Here is a 16,882-nt window from a genome sequence, read left to right on the forward strand (position 1 = left end):
CCATTAATGATATTAAAAGGGGAGAAATATGTTATGAAAAAAATACGTAAAGCGTCAGCCATGTTGTTATGTCTCACCCTGTCCATGTCCATATTAGCAGCTTGCGGCTCATCCAATGAGGGTTCAAAAGAAGCCAGTACTTCCAACACAGCTGAAGACGTGAAAAAAGAGGGTTTCCCGATTGTTAGCAAGCCGCTTACCTTGAAGATGATGTCGCAGGACTTAGGCATTCAGGATTGGACCCAAATGCCTGCGCTTCAAGAAATGGAGAAATTATCAGGCATCAAGATGGAATACAATAACGCGACACAGGACAGTTTCTTAACGAAGAAGAACCTCGTGTTTGCTAGTGGTAATTTGCCAGACATATTCTATGCAGCGGATCTTAAACCTTCGGAACAAGTGAAATACGGAAGTCAGGGTGTGCTTATTCCACTCGAAGATTTGATTGATAATTACGCACCTAACCTCAAAAAAATTCTCGATGAATATCCGGATATCCGCAAGTCAATTACGACGCCTGATGGTCATATCTATGCGTTACCGAACATCGATTTGTCTGCCGTCTGGTACCGCGGTCCGATGTGGTATAACGGGAAGTTCTTGAAAGCTCTTGATGTAACAGAACCTAAGACAACGGAAGAGCTGTACACCTATTTGAAGCGTGTTAAGGAAGAGGATCCGAACGGTAATGGTAAACAAGATGAGGTTCCGCTTTCATCCGTGAAGCTTGACGATTTACGCATGTACTTCTTTGGATTCTGGGGGATGTATAACGAGGATATTTATGTCGATAAGCAAGACAAAGTACACTACCCATTTATAGAAGAGGGATACAAAGGTTATGTAACATTCATGAATCGTTTGTGGAATGAGAACCTACTCGACCACGAGACGTTCTCACAGACGAATGATCAGAAGAAGGCTAAAGGGGTAAAAAATCAACTGGCACTGTTCAGCGATTGGTTTCCTAGCTTCACCTTGGGTGGCGATCCTGACGGCAGCAATCCTATGATGACACCAGTGAAGAGTGAAATCGCTGATTCTCCTGTTTACGGTAAACATCCGGGCCTTTCTACGTTCGGTACCTTTGCCATTACTAGCAGCAATCCAGCTCCAGAAGCTTCGATGCGTTGGGTGGACTACCAATACAGTTATGATGGTGCATCTATGTTTGGACAAGGTCCTGAGAACATCCTTTGGAAATATACAGACAAAGAGAACCACGTAAAAGAATGGCTTCCTGTTCCTGACGGTGGTGGCCGTGATGAATATCGTGGGAAGATCACACCAAATAATGGTATCGTTCCTCCAGGTATGAACCGAAGCGATATTTATAACGGATTAAGAAGTGATTTCGACCTATGGCTTGATAAGGAAAATGCGGAGAAGTTGCTTCCGATCGCCAGAGGGCCTTTCCCAAGTGTTTATTTATCGAATGAAGAGCAAGACGAGACTTCCGCTTTGAGATCCGATTTGGATGCGTATGTCAAACAAATGGAAGCGAAATTCGTAACGGGACAGGAGCCACTCGCTAATTGGGATAAATATAAGGCTCAAGTTGAAAAAATGGGAGGTAATCGTATTGTAGAAATTTATCAGGCTGCATACGATCGTTGGAACGCCAAGTAACACATAGACCTGTCCAACCATGAGATGCAATGCTAACCGGATCATGCAACATGATGATCGGTTAGATTGCATCACGGTTATTCTTCAACGAGTTCAGGTGTGGATTCAATCAGTTCATTCTCTTTGTGAAGTTTACGGTATTGGCCGGGTGTATACCCGGTTTCCTTCTTAAATTTACGAATGAAGTTCGGTGTATCGAGATAACCGACGCGCATAATAATGTCTTTTAACGGGTCATTTGTCATTGTTAGTTGATGCATAACTTCTTCCATTCTTTTTTGCCATATGTATGGGATGAAGTTTACTCCCATCTTTTCTTTGAAAGAACGACTGACATGCGAAGGTGAGATATCGAACTCGAAGGATATCGTCTCTAGACTGAGCGTGTGGTCCATATAGTGATTGTCAATGTAGACAATAACCTGATCCATCAGGGAATGCTCCTTCTTTGTTTGATTACGCTCGACCTGAGCGCAGATCCGAGAAGCAAGGCTTAAGAAACTGTGCTCTAATTCATCCAATGAATTGAACATCACATGGGGGGCCATTTCCTGCATTGCATTATCGATGCCGAGTTCAGATGCTGTCTTCAGCATCGTATTCAGAATATCAAAACAGATGCAGCGCATAAGCAGTGAAGAAATTTCTGGTGTATGCAAATTACGGAATACTGTGCTGATTATCTGTGCTGCTACATCATAACTTCCTAGCTTCAAGCTTTGTGAAAGTTTCAGTAGTTCGTTATCTGGAATCCAGAACGTTTGGTCGGACGTATAGGACAGCTTCTCGAAATAAGTGACGGTGCCATGGTCGGTTGATATGCGTAATTCGGATGCCGAACAGGCCTCAATAAAGGATTGATTAAAATGATCAGGACTCAAATAACAGGTCCCGACGCCAATCGATGGAATAACGTTGACCATTTCGAGGATATTACCACGTATCGCTTCGACAATATGTTGGACATGGACGAATTCTTGCAACTCGACATGTAGGTTGAAGCTGATAATGAGAGCGAGCTGATCCGGTTGAGGGAGTTCGACGCTGTAGGCATATGTATCAAGGTCGGGGATCTCCATCTGGGCAAGAAGCTCGATGATTTCTAGTCTGTCTTGTTTGTTATTCTGTTCGTCTTCAAGTGCCCCCCACCCAATCACCATAACGAAGTGGTGAGTTCGGTCGAATTGAAGATCGAACGTTTGTAAGAGTTCTGGCGTCTGACTCTGGGCATTTCCGTATTTCAAGAGCATGAAGAGAAAGTGATTTCGTGCATAGGGCTCTTGAAGGTCTACTCGCGAGCTGTAATCTAGAAGCGCTGTCCGAATTCGCTCAAGCTCGTTTCCTTGCAGGACAGGTTCATCGGCTAGTCGGTTTGGTTTGGCGTTGGCATAAGCGAACTCCGCTAGAGTGGATATAGGTTGATATTGAATTCGGGCGAGCATGATCGCAATCGCGGCACCGACGAGCACAACGATGGAGAACAACATGACGATGAAACTGCGAACATGCAGGACGCTGCTGAAGAATTGAGCACTAGGCATCAATGTCACATATGTCCATCCGTTATTTTCTGATTTAACGGATACGATGGAATGCTGCTTGCCGTTTAATGTCTGACTATGAATCCCCGGCGATAGCCCAAATAAGGAGTTGGCATCAGCCTCGATAAGGGATTCACCACCATGACGGTTATCGGTTAGAATTTGGCCGTTGTTATCAAAAATATAAGATAGCCCTTGGTAATTGCCCAGAATCGAATCGATTAATCCTGTGAGTTGAGCTTCTTTGATGAAGTACATGACCGTTCCGTGGGGGCTAGGGCTGTTCGGTGTAATCGGAACAAGATAAGCCAGAATTGTTTGTTCAAAAGAGTTGCGATTAAGGAGATCGGCTGGGCGCATCGTTGGGAATTTAATACTGTTCAAATCTTGGTTAAGGTCTTTAGGAGTCCAATTATCGAAACGGTACTTACCCGTAAACACGTCTAGGCTCGACATACCTTCTGAAGAGTAAATCTGTTCATCGTTGTGAAAGTATAAGAATATGTCACTGATGATGGAATTGGGTGCTTTATATTGATCCAGTGCTTGAATGGCTTCTCTGCTAGAATAGGGATCGTGAACGCGATATGAAGTAAGTCTCTCGTCATAGGAGATACGCGATGCGACGTCACTCATTTCTTTCATCCGGTCGTCAATGATATTTTTGGTTTGTCTTAATTGAATGAGATGAGAGTTTTCAATTTCAGCCCGGAGATTGCTGACAGCGTTTTCATAGATGAATACAGTAATAAGGACTAAAGGGATTAGTAGAATGAATAAGTAGGACCAGATATATTTCAAGAATAGTTTGGACTTGAAGTAACTCAGTTTCATGTATCTAGCCTCCTGAAGTTAATCAATGGTGAATTTCTATGTATATGATAACAAGAAACCCAACCAAATACGAGTAGGACGACTAATAGATTACCGATCAGAACACATATACAACTGGAGGAAATTACGTGAACCTAAGTGGTGTGATGGAGCCGAATATTGAATATGCACCGAAACATTATATTTGTAGACGCGCAACCGAGTTGCTCGTTCTGGATGGTCGTGTGGATAAACCGTTCTGGGCCGAAGCAGATTGGAGTGACGATTTCGTTGATATTGAAGGGGATCTTCGCCCGAATCCTGCCAAGCGAACACGGGTGAAAATGCTGTGGGACGATGAGTATTTTTACTTTGCAGCGGAATTGATAGAAGACCAGATTTGGGCTACGTTGACGGAACGAGAATCGGTTATTTTTTATGATAATGATTTTGAAATTTTCATTGACCCTGATGGAGATACGCACCAATATTACGAATTCGAAGTTAATGCGTTGAACACGGTATGGGATCTAATGTTGGTTAAGCCATATCGCGATGGTGGGCCTCCGGTTAACGGTTGGGATATTAACGGACTCAAGACGGCAGTACATATTGACGGTGAATTGAATTGTCCAGATGCGGCTAATCGAAAATGGAGTGTTGAGGTGGCTATGCCTTGGACTAGCTTACGAGAGTGTGCTAACGAAGGACGCCCGCCGGTAAAAAATGAGTTCTGGCGTGTCAATTTCTCTAGGGTTGAGTGGCGCACAGAGGTTAAGGACGGCGAATACTCCAAGGTTCAGAATCCAGACACGGGTAAACCTTATCCAGAGGATAATTGGGTGTGGTCTCCTATGGGGATTATTAATATGCATTACCCAGAATTATGGGGTTATGTCGTGTTTGCCGATAAGGAAGGTCCGGAACAGTTTGAGCTGTCGTCGGATGAGCGAATGAAGTGGGAGCTACGCAAGCTTTATTATCGCGAGCGTAATTTCTTCGAAGAGCATGGTGAATTTACCACAGATGTGAAGCTGTTGATGGGGGACGAGTCGTGGAGCATAACACCGACAATCGAGCTAACTAGTAGACTATTTCAGATTTCAGCGCCTTCATCCGACGGAACTGCAACTCTATATATCAGAGAAGACGGAAAGTTATGGAAGGAGTAATGATGAATGACTATTCAAACGAGTGTGTTCTCATTGGATGATATAACTATGGAGCTTATCGAGCGTAAGTTCCGCGAGAAAGAGCTTATTGCTCAATCTAGAAACGTCCAGTTGTTTAATATATTTCAGGAGGAACTAACCGAAGAAGAGACGTGGGCACTCAAATTCTTATACGCGTATATGCCTATTAATGATTTGGCCGATTACGATGGTTCATTATTCTTAAGTCATGTCCGCCAGACGTTGGAGATCCGCAAGGAGGTTCCATGGGGAGAACGGGTTCCTGACCATCTCTTTCTACATTTTGTGCTACCGTACCGGGTGAATAGTGAGAGTATCGAAGATTGTCGACACATCTTATTTAATGAATTGGCAGAACGTACCGCGAATTTGTCGATGGCTGATGCTATTCTGGAGACCAATTATTGGTGTCATGAGAAAGCAACATATATCGGCAGTGATTTACGGACGATCTCCCCACTGACGTTGATTAGGAACGCGCGAGGTCGCTGCGGCGAAGAATCCACACTTGCAGTCTCCGCGTTACGAAGCATTGGCATTCCTGCTCGCCAGTGTTATACCCCACGCTGGGCGCATTGTGACGATAATCACGCTTGGGTGGAGGCATGGGCTGACGGACAATGGGTTTACATCGGTGCATGTGAACCGGAGGTGAGACTGAACCAAGGATGGTTCAGTCCACCTGCCCGAAGAGCGATGCTGATCAATACTCGGGTTCCATCGAACTACCCTGGTCCAGAGGATATCACGCTTGCCGACGAGTGGTACACGGAAATCAATCTACTGGATGGTTATGCACCTACCCAGATAATCACGGTTCTTGTAAAGGATGAGATCGGGCAGCCGATTGAAGGCGCCAAAGTGTACTTTGAGCTTTACAATATGGCCGAATTAACACCGATTGTCGTGCTGCCGACGAACGAGCGGGGCGAGGTCTCATTCAAGACAGGATTGGGTGATCTGGTCATTCGTGCGGTATATGCAGGCCGATGGGGAGAAGAGAAAATAACAGTTGCAGATCGTGTTCATTTCGAGGTCGTTCTCGACCAGACACAGCAGCTAGAAGGATCGGTAGACTTTGATCTGGTCCCTCCGCCGGAACGAGAAGGTGAAGCAACAGAACCGATCTCTGAGGAAGAGATGCAACGGCATAACGATCGTCTTGAGAAAGGAATGTTGATCCGGAAAAACTACGAGGAGACATTTCTAAATGAAGCTCAAGCGAGAGATCTCGCTCGTGAATTGGAACTAGAACCGGAGCGAGTATGGGACGTGCTTCGTAAAGCGCGCGGGAACAGCCGCGAAATTGCTGCTTTCCTAGAGGAACGCTGTCTTGAATATGGCGAGTGGCCACTGATTCTACTAGAAAGCTTGAATGAGAAAGATTTGATAGATACGTTCCGTGTTACCTTGGACGATCACCTGATAGGATCTATCTCTCAACAAGGAGAGTTTCAGGAAGATATCTTTGTACGGTATATCCTTTGTCCGCGCGTACAATATGAAATGATTGGACCGTATAAGCAATTTTTCCAAGGCGAATTCACCGAATCGGAATCGATTGTATTTAGAGCGAATCCGTCTGATCTGGTTTGCCGACTCAATGAGGAGTGGGAGGTTAGGGAAGACTTGTCCCATTTAAAAGGCAAGGCAACACCTCTTGGCACCTATCGGTTGAAGAAGGGGGATCGTACTTCCCTAGCTATCTTGTTTGTGAGCATCTGCCGAAGCCTAGGAATCCCGGCACGATTGCATCCGAGCGAACAGAAGCCGCAATATATGAACGGTGAGAGCTGGGAAGATGCGCTACTCGGGAAAGCGTTGGATCGTGATACCGAGAAGAAGAATAATGGCACACTACAATTGATTCGGGATACCGAATCGGCGACGGAAGCCCCAGTAGCTTCATATGCAGAGAATTTCACCTTTGCACGGTTGGAGAATGGCATCTACACAACGTTGCTCTACCCGCACGGTAAATTGGATGTGTACGATGAGCCATTCGAAGTCATGCAGGGATCATATCGAATGATTACAGGTATGCGTCTGAAGGATGGAACAGTGCAGATCCGCAGTACTTATTTTAAGGTGTATGCTGGCGAACAAACAGAGGTTACCCTGACATTCCGCAATGTTCAACTTGATATTCCGGTGCTTGGTTCAGTCAATCGGAACTGTAGATTCGCCCTAGTGGATGGAACCGATAAGACACTTGGAGAATTGGTAGGTACAAAGGGAGCTTTGATCGCCTGGATCGAACCAGAGCGAGAGCCGTCTAAGCATTTAATCCGCGAAATCTGCGAGCTAGCTGAGGCATTCTCTGAAATTGGCGCCCCAATCATTCTTGTGGTCGGTGATGATAAATGGAACGCATCGTTCGATCCTTCGGGTTATCCGAATCTGCCGTTTGGTAACATGATTGTCCGCGATTCCGTTTATGATTCACTACAGGGTTTTATGCCACAGTTCGAGGAGAGGGAAGTTAGCTTCCCACACGTCTATATACTCGATGAGCAAGATCGTATCCGATATACAGAGTCCGGGTATAAGCTCGGAATTGCTAAGGAAGCTCTTCAGGTCCTTTCCGGCGTATCAAAGCCATAATATGAACAGGAGTGAAATATGACGATGAAACAAATATATATTGTAGCTGGTTATGTCGTTGACTCTAAGCTTCCCGATTTGACTCAGGAGGACTTGATGAAATTAACCCACCTGAATGTGGCATTTGGACATATCAAGGATGATGTGATCATTACGGATCATATGAAGCATATGGATATGCTGCAAAAGATAAAAAATGAACATCCCGAACTTAACTTAATATTGTCCGTCGGGGGATGGAGTGCTGGCGGATTCTCCGAAGCTGCTTCTTCCGAAGCTGGAAGAAGCGCAATGGCCAATTCGGCTGTTCGTGTACTGGTCGAATATCCATTCGACGGAATTGATCTGGATTGGGAATATCCTTGTTACGGAGAAGCGGGCATTCAATCAAGCCCTGATGATAAGAAGAACTTTACGTTACTATTGAAGACCATGCGGGAGGCGCTGGATCATCAAGGCGTAAAGGCCGGCCGGCATTACTTACTTACGATAGCTGCAGGAGCTGATCAGTATTATGTAGACGGCACGGAGATGGATCAAGTGCAGCAGTACTTGGATTTTGTGCAATTGATGACATACGACATGCGTGGAGGTTTTCAGGTTCTGACGGGTCACCATACGAACTTGCATACATCACCAGGGGATCTATTCCGTATTAGTACGGAATCGTCCATCAATATGTTTATCCGTGCTGGCGTCCCTAGAGAGAAAATCGTGATCGGCGTAGCATTCTACTCCCGTGTATGGCAGCAGGTTCTGGATATTAATCATGGTCTCCATCAAATGGCCGGAAGTACAGGAGGATATGGACCGGATTTCACGGATCTTAGTGCCAATTACATCAATATTAATGGGTATACCCGTTATTGGGATAAAGATGCGAAGGCACCTTTCCTTTTTAATGGGAGTAGCTTCATTTCTTACGATGACGAAGAATCACTTGAGTACAAATGTGAGTATGTTAAGAATCATAAATTGGCCGGAGTGATGTTCTGGGAGTACGGTTGCGACGAGACACATCGGTTGCTCGATACCATGCATAAAGGACTTTAATAGTAAGGGAGAGGGATGACACAATGGACAAGTGGTTTGAAAAGGCGAAGTTGGGAATTTTTATTCACTATGGTATTTATGCAGTAAACGGGATTTCTGAATCGTGGTCGTTCTTTAATGGTGGGATCTCTTATGAAGATTATATGAAACAATTAGACGGCTTTACAGCCTCGAAATTCGATGCCGACAAATGGGCAGATCTCATTGAAAAGTCTGGCGCGAAATACGCTGTTCTTACAACAAAACATCATGATGGTGTAGCCTTGTGGGATACGCAATATAGCGACTTAAATGTCGTGAAGAGTACTCCTGCTAGACGGGACATTATTAAAGAATATGCCGAAGCGATTACGAAAAAAGGTATTCATCTTGGAATGTACTACTCTCTGATCGACTGGTCGCATCCAGACTATCCAAGTGTCTATCAAGATGGCATCGTCCCTGAGGATTTAAGCAAAGTCAATAAATTCTCAGAGCCTACAAACGGCGTTCAAGATGAAGAGAGATGGAATAAATTCTTGGAATTCAACAACAATCAATTACAAGAGATTCTAACCGATTACGGTAAAGTAGATCTCTTATGGTTCGACGGAGATTGGGAGAGAAGTGCGAAACAGTGGAATCTACCGGAGTTCAAGCAATATTTACAATCATTCAATCCAGACATTATCATCAACTCACGTCTTCAAGGTCATGGTGATTACAAAACACCCGAGCAAGGAATTCCGATCACAAGACCCGAGGGTCCGTGGGAATTCTGTACAACCATCAATAGCTCTTGGGGATATGTGCCAACAGACACCAAATACAAATCATTGAATCAGATCATACGGATGTTCTGTGATTGTATCACCTTGGGTGGGAACATGTTGCTGGATATCGGACCTATGGAAGATGGCACTGTAGATCCAAGAGAAGAAGCTATTCTGTTAGGACTGGGTAAATGGATCGGAACACACGAAGAAGCGGTGTTCGAAACGGATGAAGGGATTTTACCACGATATTACTTTGGTGGTAGCACGATTTCTAAGGACAAGCAGACTTTGTACCTCTTCGTATATGATGATCCCAAAGAGTGTGTATGCCTCAAAGGATTATCGAACAAAATCAAAGAAATTACAGTGCTTCATTCCGGTAAAAAACTGACACATGAAATTCATGGCGGTGTACCATGGTTCAATATTCCTGGAACCACATGGATTCATATGACAGCTGAAGATGCACATGAGCAGGTTACCGTGCTTAAGCTAGAGCTTGAGGGTGAATTGGACATGTATGGCGGTTCTGGGGCTGTTGTCACACATAACTAAATCTGAAATACAACAAAACGAATAAAACAGAGAGAGTCATCTTATATAAGGTGGCTTTTTCTGTTCCATTCAAATGACGAATATACCCCGTTTTATCTTAGACAAGATGGGGTATTAGAATGTAGCTCACATCATGCTAATGATGATAAAGGTTGTGATATTCTTGAGGAAAATAATTGCGGTACTATATCGATAGGAATTACGACGGGACTCATACTTAGCTCTTCAGGAGAATCGAGTGGTAGTAACGGTAGAAAATCCAGACATCTATATTGTGACAGACACGAAGGAACAGCAACAGGCGAACATATTAAGCGTCATGATAAAAGAAGCCGAGCAACGTCGTAACCCTAAGCTACTTCAACGAATTATTCTACAAATATACGATCAGCCGATGCTGAAGACAGTACAGGGAGTATATGAGTTCCCATCTATTATTTATACATTGTATGCTTCCAAGGATACGGATCAAGAAGTGATTGATTTCGTGAGAGCAGAATCACATTACCGGCGTTACTATGCCAGAGAATCGCACGAGCGATAGCTTTATAGCGAAACTTAACAAAGCAGGTGTGGTAACTTATGTACACACGAATAACGATATTTCAGATATGAAGAAATACGAGAAGATGGGGATCTATGGTTTCTATACGGATGATCTGTCAGAGATGGTTCTGGGCAATGAAGGTGCGAAAAAGTGGTATCTAATGGGTTTGAGATAAACATTATTTAAGGTGTTGTATAAGATATGCCTGCTCTTTCAGGAGTCTAAGCATATTTCGTGTGTTCATTAAACAGAATATATTGTTCGTATTCAATGCGAACAGATTGACACTACCCCCTCGCTGTCATAGACTAGATTTATAGCTTTAAGATGATGCGTGGAGGTATGTAGGTTGAAGGAAATGTTGAAGTCTTGGAGACATGTATTTAAGCTTGATCCTGATCGTGAGATGGATGAGCAGAGTTTAAATGCAGTATGCCTGTCTGGTACGGATGCTATAATGGTAGGAGGCTCTACAGGAGTAACTTATGAGAATACAGTAGATCTATTATCCCGTATACGACGTTATGAATTACCATGTGTGCAAGAAGTATCCGATATGGAAGCTATTGTTCCAGGGTTTGACCTCTATATGATCCCGATGGTACTCAATAGTTCTGATCCATCTTGGATTGTAGGGCACCAACAGCAGGCAATTGATCGGTATGGCTATATGATTCCTTGGGAACTTCTCGTTACGGAAGGTTATATTGTACTGAATCCAGACTCGGCAGTAGCGCATCTTACGGGAGCGAATACTTTACTTGATACATCAGGAACGATTGCATATGCGCAAGTGGCTGATAAGTTAATGTCGTTACCTGTCGTGTATTTGGAATATAGTGGTACTTTCGGTGATATGGAAACGGTGAGAGCGGTACATCACAAGCTGACGAGCGCTCAATTGATTTATGGCGGAGGTATTAAAGACCTGCATACGGCAAAGGAAGCAGCAGCGGTTAGTGATACGATCGTTGTAGGCAACATTATTTACGAGGATTTGGATCAAGCATTACAGACCGTATTAGCTGTGAAATAAAATTATAGATACACAATATCGATATTTGAAAGGAGCATGTACGCATGCAACCCATTGACATACATGAAGGAATAAGACGACTTAATCCACCGCAGCAACAAGCGGTTCTAGCGACTGAGAAGCCACTATTGATTATGGCAGGAGCGGGAAGTGGTAAGACAAGGGTGCTAACGCATCGGATTGCCTACCTTATTGCTGAGCGTAAAGCCCCACCATGGGCTATTCTGGCCATTACTTTTACCAACAAAGCAGCACGTGAGATGCAGGAGCGGGTATCGAAGCTTGTAGGCAGAGAAGGACGGGACATTTGGGTATCCACCTTCCACTCCATGTGTGTACGTATTTTACGAAAAGATATTGAACGGATTGGCTTCTCATCAAGTTTCTCGATTCTGGATTCTACCGATCAATTATCTGTCATACGTAATTGTATGAAGGAATTGAACATGGATACGAAGAAATTCGAACCGAAAGCGATCCAGGCGATTATAAGTTCTGCAAAGAATGAGTTGCTATTACCGGATCAATTCGAACAAAAGGCCTCGGATTATTTTGAAGAACTGGCTGCTAAAGTATATAAAATGTATCAAAGACGTCTCAAGTTCAATAACTCTCTAGATTTCGACGATCTTATCATGACTACTATTGAACTGTTTAGGGATGTCCCTGAAGTACTCGACTTCTATCAGAAAAAGTTCCAGTATATCCACGTTGACGAATACCAAGATACCAACCGTGCACAGTATATGTTATGTCGTATGTTGGCAGAGGGCCATCAGCGTATTTGCGTAGTAGGAGATAGTGATCAGTCCATCTATCGCTGGCGTGGTGCAGATATCAGCAATATCTTGAATTTCGAGAAGGACTATCCAGAAGCACAGACGATATTCCTTGAGCAGAACTATCGCTCGACTTCGAATATTCTGAATGCTGCGAATGAAGTGATTAATCTGAACACAGGACGCAAACCTAAGAAGCTGTGGACGGACAAAGGAGAAGGCGCGAAGATTAAAGTATATCGTGCGAACTCGGAACATGACGAAGGATACTTTGTCACTTCTGAGATTAGTAAGAATATAAAAGAAGGGCAATCGTACCAGAATCATGCCATCCTATATCGTACGAACGCTCAGTCTCGGGTCATAGAGGAAATCCTGATCAAATCAGATATTCCATATCAGATTGTGGGCGGTATTAAGTTCTATGATCGTAAAGAAATCAAAGATCTACTTGGATACTTGAAGCTTTTATCGAATCCTGATGATGATATCAGTTTAACTAGAATTATTAACGTGCCAAAGAGAGCTATTGGGGATACGACGGTTGCGAAGCTTGCAGCTGCAGCTTCAGAGCGTGGTACTTCGATCTTCAGAGTGTTGCAATACGTGGATGACCTTGGATTTGCGGGACGCACACGTGATGCACTTGTAGGATTCTACGATATGATCGAGTCCTTACACCGAATGGTGGAATACTTATCCGTTACCGAATTAACTGAGAAAATCCTTGAATTATCTAAATATCGTGTTGAGCTCGATAATGAAAAGACCCTTGAGTCGCGCTCTCGTCTAGAGAATATAGATGAATTCTTGTCTGTAACGCAGGAATTTGAGAAGAATAATGATGATAAAACGTTAGTTTCTTTTCTAACAGATCTAGCATTAATTGCTGATATCGATAGTGTGAATGATGAACCAGAAGAAGAAACAGATAACGTCATTCTCATGACGATGCATAGTGCCAAGGGCTTGGAGTTCCCGGTCGTCTTCATCATCGGGATGGAAGAAGGGGTATTCCCGCATAGTCGTTCATTCACGGATAACGATGAACTGGAAGAGGAACGTCGCCTTGCATATGTGGGTATAACGCGTGCTGAGAAACAATTATTTCTCTCTTGTGCACAAATGCGTACCTTATTTGGACGAACGACAGCGAATAAGCCATCTCGTTTTCTAGAAGAAATTCCAGATGAGCTTAAGGAAGACACCGTGATGACTCGTGATCGTGACCGTTATCAGCGTGGTGGTAACAGTGGTGGGTCTTATGGAGGGCGTAGCTTGGGTAGCAGTGGGGGAAGTAATTTCGGCAGTGGTGGTTCGAAATCATCTCTTAGTGGGTCTACCGCTTCTTCACAGAGTCGTGTGACAGTTACCACGTCCATGAAGGCGAATACCGCAGCAGCGGGTAGTGCCGCTGATCCGGCTTCTCTCAAAGCAGGGGACAAGGTTTCTCACGGTAAATGGGGCGTTGGTGTCATCGTTTCTATAAAAGGTAGTGGTAATGATACGGAGTTACAGATTGCTTTTCCAGCACCTGTTGGAGTGAAGCGCTTGTTGGCCGGATTTGCACCGATTACCAAAGTAGAGTAAATTGAGCGAATTATAATTGAATGACGGAGGGATACGCCTGCATGGATTCAATGCATACCATGGAGCAGCTCGTAGCAGAGCTTAACAAGTATAATTATCATTACTATACGATGGATACACCTCTCGTAAGCGACAAAGAATATGACGTTCTTTACGATCAGTTGGTTCAAGTAGAGGCGGATAGTGGCATAATATTGCCTGAATCACCAACACAGCGAGTAGGAGGAGAGTTGCTGAAAGGTTTTGAACCTCATCGCCACCTCTCACCGCTCTGGAGTCTGGATAAGGCTCAGAATATCGACCAACTTCGTAATTGGAATAACCGAGTCATCAAGCTAGTCACGGATTATAACAGTAAGAACCCTGATAATCCTTTACCAGATCCATGTTATGCAGTTGAACTGAAGTTCGATGGCTTGACGCTTAATCTGACATATCAAGATGGTAGACTAGTTCAGGCAGCTACTCGTGGAAATGGTGTTATTGGTGAGGGGATACTTGCTCAGGTCAAGACAATCAAGTCGGTTCCGCTTACGATTCCCTTCTCTGAAGGCACGATCGAAGTTCAAGGTGAGGGGATTATGAATTTATCTGTCTTGAGTAATTACAATCTAACGGCTGCAGAACCGCTTAAAAATGCACGTAACGCAGCAGCGGGGGCGCTTCGTAACTTGAACCCCAAGGCTACTGCCTCACGTCGATTAAGTGCTTATTTCTACAACGTAGGATATAGCGATGCTAATACGTTTGCGAATCATCGGGAGATGATGGATTTCTTACGAGAGAATCAATTCAAGGTCAATCCATTTATTACGTACTTCGAGAATTTCGATGATGTAACGGAAGAGTTGGCCATGATTGTGGAGAGTCGTTCGGGTCTGGATTATCTCATTGATGGAGCGGTTATCAAGGTTATCGATATGGAAACAAGAGGTGTGCTCGGGTACACTGATAAATTTCCACGATGGGCCGTTGCATACAAGTTTGAAGCTGAAGAGACAACTACAGTGTTAGAATCTGTATCTTGGGAAGTAGGTCGTACTGGCAAAATCACGCCAGTAGCTCGGGTAGAAGCGGTTGAGCTTGCAGGAGTGACGGTACAGAACTGTACGTTGAATAATATCGGAGATATTGAACGTAAGAACTTGAAGCACGCATTAGGTGCGCGAGTGTTTATTCGCAGATCTAATGACGTCATCCCTGAGATTCTTGGTAAGGTAACCGAAGACAATGATGGGGAAGAGATTGAGTTCCCTACGCACTGTCCTTCATGTGGATTTCCATTGGAGCAGAAGGGTGCACATTTATTCTGTTATGATAGCCTCAATTGTAAGCCACAATTAATCGGACGCATTACTCATTTCGCATCAAGGGACGCGATGGATATCGATACATTCAGTGGCATGACTGCTGAACTATTGAACACAGAATTGGATGTGAGCGAGCCTGCGGATCTATACTCGTTAACCTTTGAGGATCTCGTTAAGTTAGATCGTTTCGGGGAGAAAAAGGCGAATAATCTCTTGCAAGCGTTGGAGAAGAGCAAAGAACGTGACCTTGCTTCATTCCTCTTTGCATTGGGTATTCCTAATACGGGCAAAGCGACAACCCGAATGTTGGCCGATCATTATCGTGATCTTAATGCGGTTATGGCAGCGACGGTAGAGGAATTAGTGGGTTTACCGGACGTTGGCGGAATAGTCGCTGAGAGTATTGTGAGCTTTTTTGCAGATCCATTCATGCGAGCGGGGATTGACCGGATGCTTACGTTAGGTGTTCAAGCGAAAGCGCCAGAGGCACCGCGCGTTGTGAGTACAGATTCTTTCTTCAGTAGTAAGACGGTCGTGCTGACAGGAACACTTCATAAGTTAACGCGTGATGAAGCAGCAGACAAGTTAGCAGCGCTTGGAGCCAAAGTCACAGGTAGTGTATCTGCTAAGACAGATATCCTCATTGCGGGAGAGAAAGCAGGAAGTAAACTTGCCAAAGCACAGAAGCTTGGTATACAAGTGATCGAAGATGAGGATGAATTTATTCGTCTGCTGGAGATGTGATCTTTAATATAGCAAATGCAGTAGCCTCGATGATGAGAGGTTACTGCATTTTTTTACAGAAGGATTGTCAGGTTGAGTGGAATAGGGCTAGTCTTGGCAATCGTCAAATAAAAGATTAAATCATAAGTTTTAACCTATAATGTATTCTTATATTTTTCGCAAAAGTGAATACTCCCTTTAAAGGACGGAAGATCCCTTTTCTTTTAATATGATGGAGTGCAAAGTAAAGAGTAACAACGTTTTGAGAAAAAGCTTGCATTATGTCGAATCTCATGTTAAATTATTAAATGTCGCTTCAAGCAAGTGACTTACAATCTTCCAAACTTCATATCACCTCAAAAAAAGAGTTGACATTGATAGCAAGGAAATGATATAATGAATATCTTGTGACGAACGAAGTTGTTCGATTACAGATATTAATAAGTTCTTTGAAAACTGAACAAATGGATGATGTGATTTTTTTAAAATAAAGAACATTTATGTTCTTGTCAGTTTGTTTCAAAATGAGCATAATCGCTCTTTTCATGATTGGTTCCAAATCACTGCAAAGCTGATTTGGAACCAATCTCTAGATGATTTCTAAATTGTTTTAACGCAATTTAGAAATCATCTCTATTGGAGAGTTTGATCCTGGCTCAGGACGAACGCTGGCGGCATGCCTAATACATGCAAGTCGAGCGGAGTTATTTTGGAAGCTTGCTTCCAAAATAACTTAGCGGCGGACGGGTGA

Annotated in this window: 11 protein-coding genes and 1 rRNA gene; 11 read left to right on the forward strand and 1 reads right to left on the reverse strand. The window is 43.7% G+C overall.

From position 1 onward, the window contains the following. Nucleotides 1-33 precede the first annotated feature (33 nt). Nucleotides 34-1,632, forward strand: coding sequence for a type 2 periplasmic-binding domain-containing protein (locus tag PGLA_RS11175; RefSeq protein WP_068532537.1), 1,599 nt, complete (start codon nucleotides 34-36; stop codon nucleotides 1,630-1,632). 77 nt (nucleotides 1,633-1,709) lie between these two features. On the opposite strand, the gene PGLA_RS11180 is transcribed toward PGLA_RS11175, so the two are convergent. Continuing rightward, nucleotides 1,710-4,007, reverse strand: a complete 2,298-nt coding sequence (locus PGLA_RS11180; RefSeq protein WP_068532539.1) for a helix-turn-helix domain-containing protein — start codon at nucleotides 4,005-4,007, stop codon at nucleotides 1,710-1,712. A 128-nt stretch (nucleotides 4,008-4,135) separates the two neighbouring features. Between PGLA_RS11180 and PGLA_RS11185 the strand changes: the two genes are divergently transcribed. The 10 genes from PGLA_RS11185 to PGLA_RS11230 all read left to right on the forward strand — a co-directional run. After that, nucleotides 4,136-5,158, forward strand: coding sequence for a carbohydrate-binding family 9-like protein (locus tag PGLA_RS11185; RefSeq protein WP_068532541.1), 1,023 nt, complete (start codon nucleotides 4,136-4,138; stop codon nucleotides 5,156-5,158). 6 nt (nucleotides 5,159-5,164) lie between these two features. Next, the gene (locus tag PGLA_RS11190; protein WP_068532543.1) at nucleotides 5,165-7,783 is read left to right on the forward strand and encodes a transglutaminase family protein; all 2,619 of its coding nucleotides are present in this window, start codon (nucleotides 5,165-5,167) and stop codon (nucleotides 7,781-7,783) included. A 24-nt stretch (nucleotides 7,784-7,807) separates the two neighbouring features. Further along, nucleotides 7,808-8,836: a glycoside hydrolase family 18 protein gene (locus tag PGLA_RS11195; protein WP_068532602.1), complete on the forward strand. Its 1,029-nt coding sequence runs from the start codon at nucleotides 7,808-7,810 to the stop codon at nucleotides 8,834-8,836. A gap of 23 nt (nucleotides 8,837-8,859) precedes the next feature. After that, nucleotides 8,860-10,146, forward strand: coding sequence for an alpha-L-fucosidase (locus PGLA_RS11200; RefSeq protein ID WP_068532545.1), 1,287 nt, complete (start codon nucleotides 8,860-8,862; stop codon nucleotides 10,144-10,146). A 238-nt stretch (nucleotides 10,147-10,384) separates the two neighbouring features. Further along, complete coding sequence (locus PGLA_RS11205) at nucleotides 10,385-10,690, forward strand: PI-PLC domain-containing protein (protein ID WP_068532547.1); 306 nt, start codon at nucleotides 10,385-10,387, stop codon at nucleotides 10,688-10,690. Next, nucleotides 10,665-10,868 (forward strand): PI-PLC domain-containing protein, encoded by a 204-nt coding sequence (locus PGLA_RS11210; protein WP_068532549.1) that lies wholly within the window; start codon nucleotides 10,665-10,667, stop codon nucleotides 10,866-10,868. The genes PGLA_RS11205 and PGLA_RS11210 overlap by 26 nt, the downstream gene beginning before the upstream one ends. Before the next feature lie 183 nt (nucleotides 10,869-11,051). Next, on the forward strand, nucleotides 11,052-11,729 hold the full coding sequence (pcrB, locus tag PGLA_RS11215; RefSeq protein ID WP_425415373.1) for a heptaprenylglyceryl phosphate synthase: 678 nt from the start codon (nucleotides 11,052-11,054) through the stop codon (nucleotides 11,727-11,729). A gap of 44 nt (nucleotides 11,730-11,773) precedes the next feature. Continuing rightward, nucleotides 11,774-14,098 (forward strand): DNA helicase PcrA, encoded by a 2,325-nt coding sequence (gene pcrA, locus PGLA_RS11220; protein ID WP_068532553.1) that lies wholly within the window; start codon nucleotides 11,774-11,776, stop codon nucleotides 14,096-14,098. Nucleotides 14,099-14,139: 41 nt separating this feature from the next. After that, nucleotides 14,140-16,152, forward strand: a complete 2,013-nt coding sequence (ligA, locus tag PGLA_RS11225) for an NAD-dependent DNA ligase LigA (RefSeq protein WP_068532556.1) — start codon at nucleotides 14,140-14,142, stop codon at nucleotides 16,150-16,152. Between the two features lie 612 nt (nucleotides 16,153-16,764). Beyond that, nucleotides 16,765-16,882, forward strand: a 16S ribosomal RNA gene (locus PGLA_RS11230); the annotation flags it as partial.

It is taken from the genome of Paenibacillus glacialis, from assembly GCF_001637205.1.
GTDB classification, from domain to species: Bacteria; Bacillota; Bacilli; order Paenibacillales; family Paenibacillaceae; genus Paenibacillus_AQ; species Paenibacillus_AQ glacialis.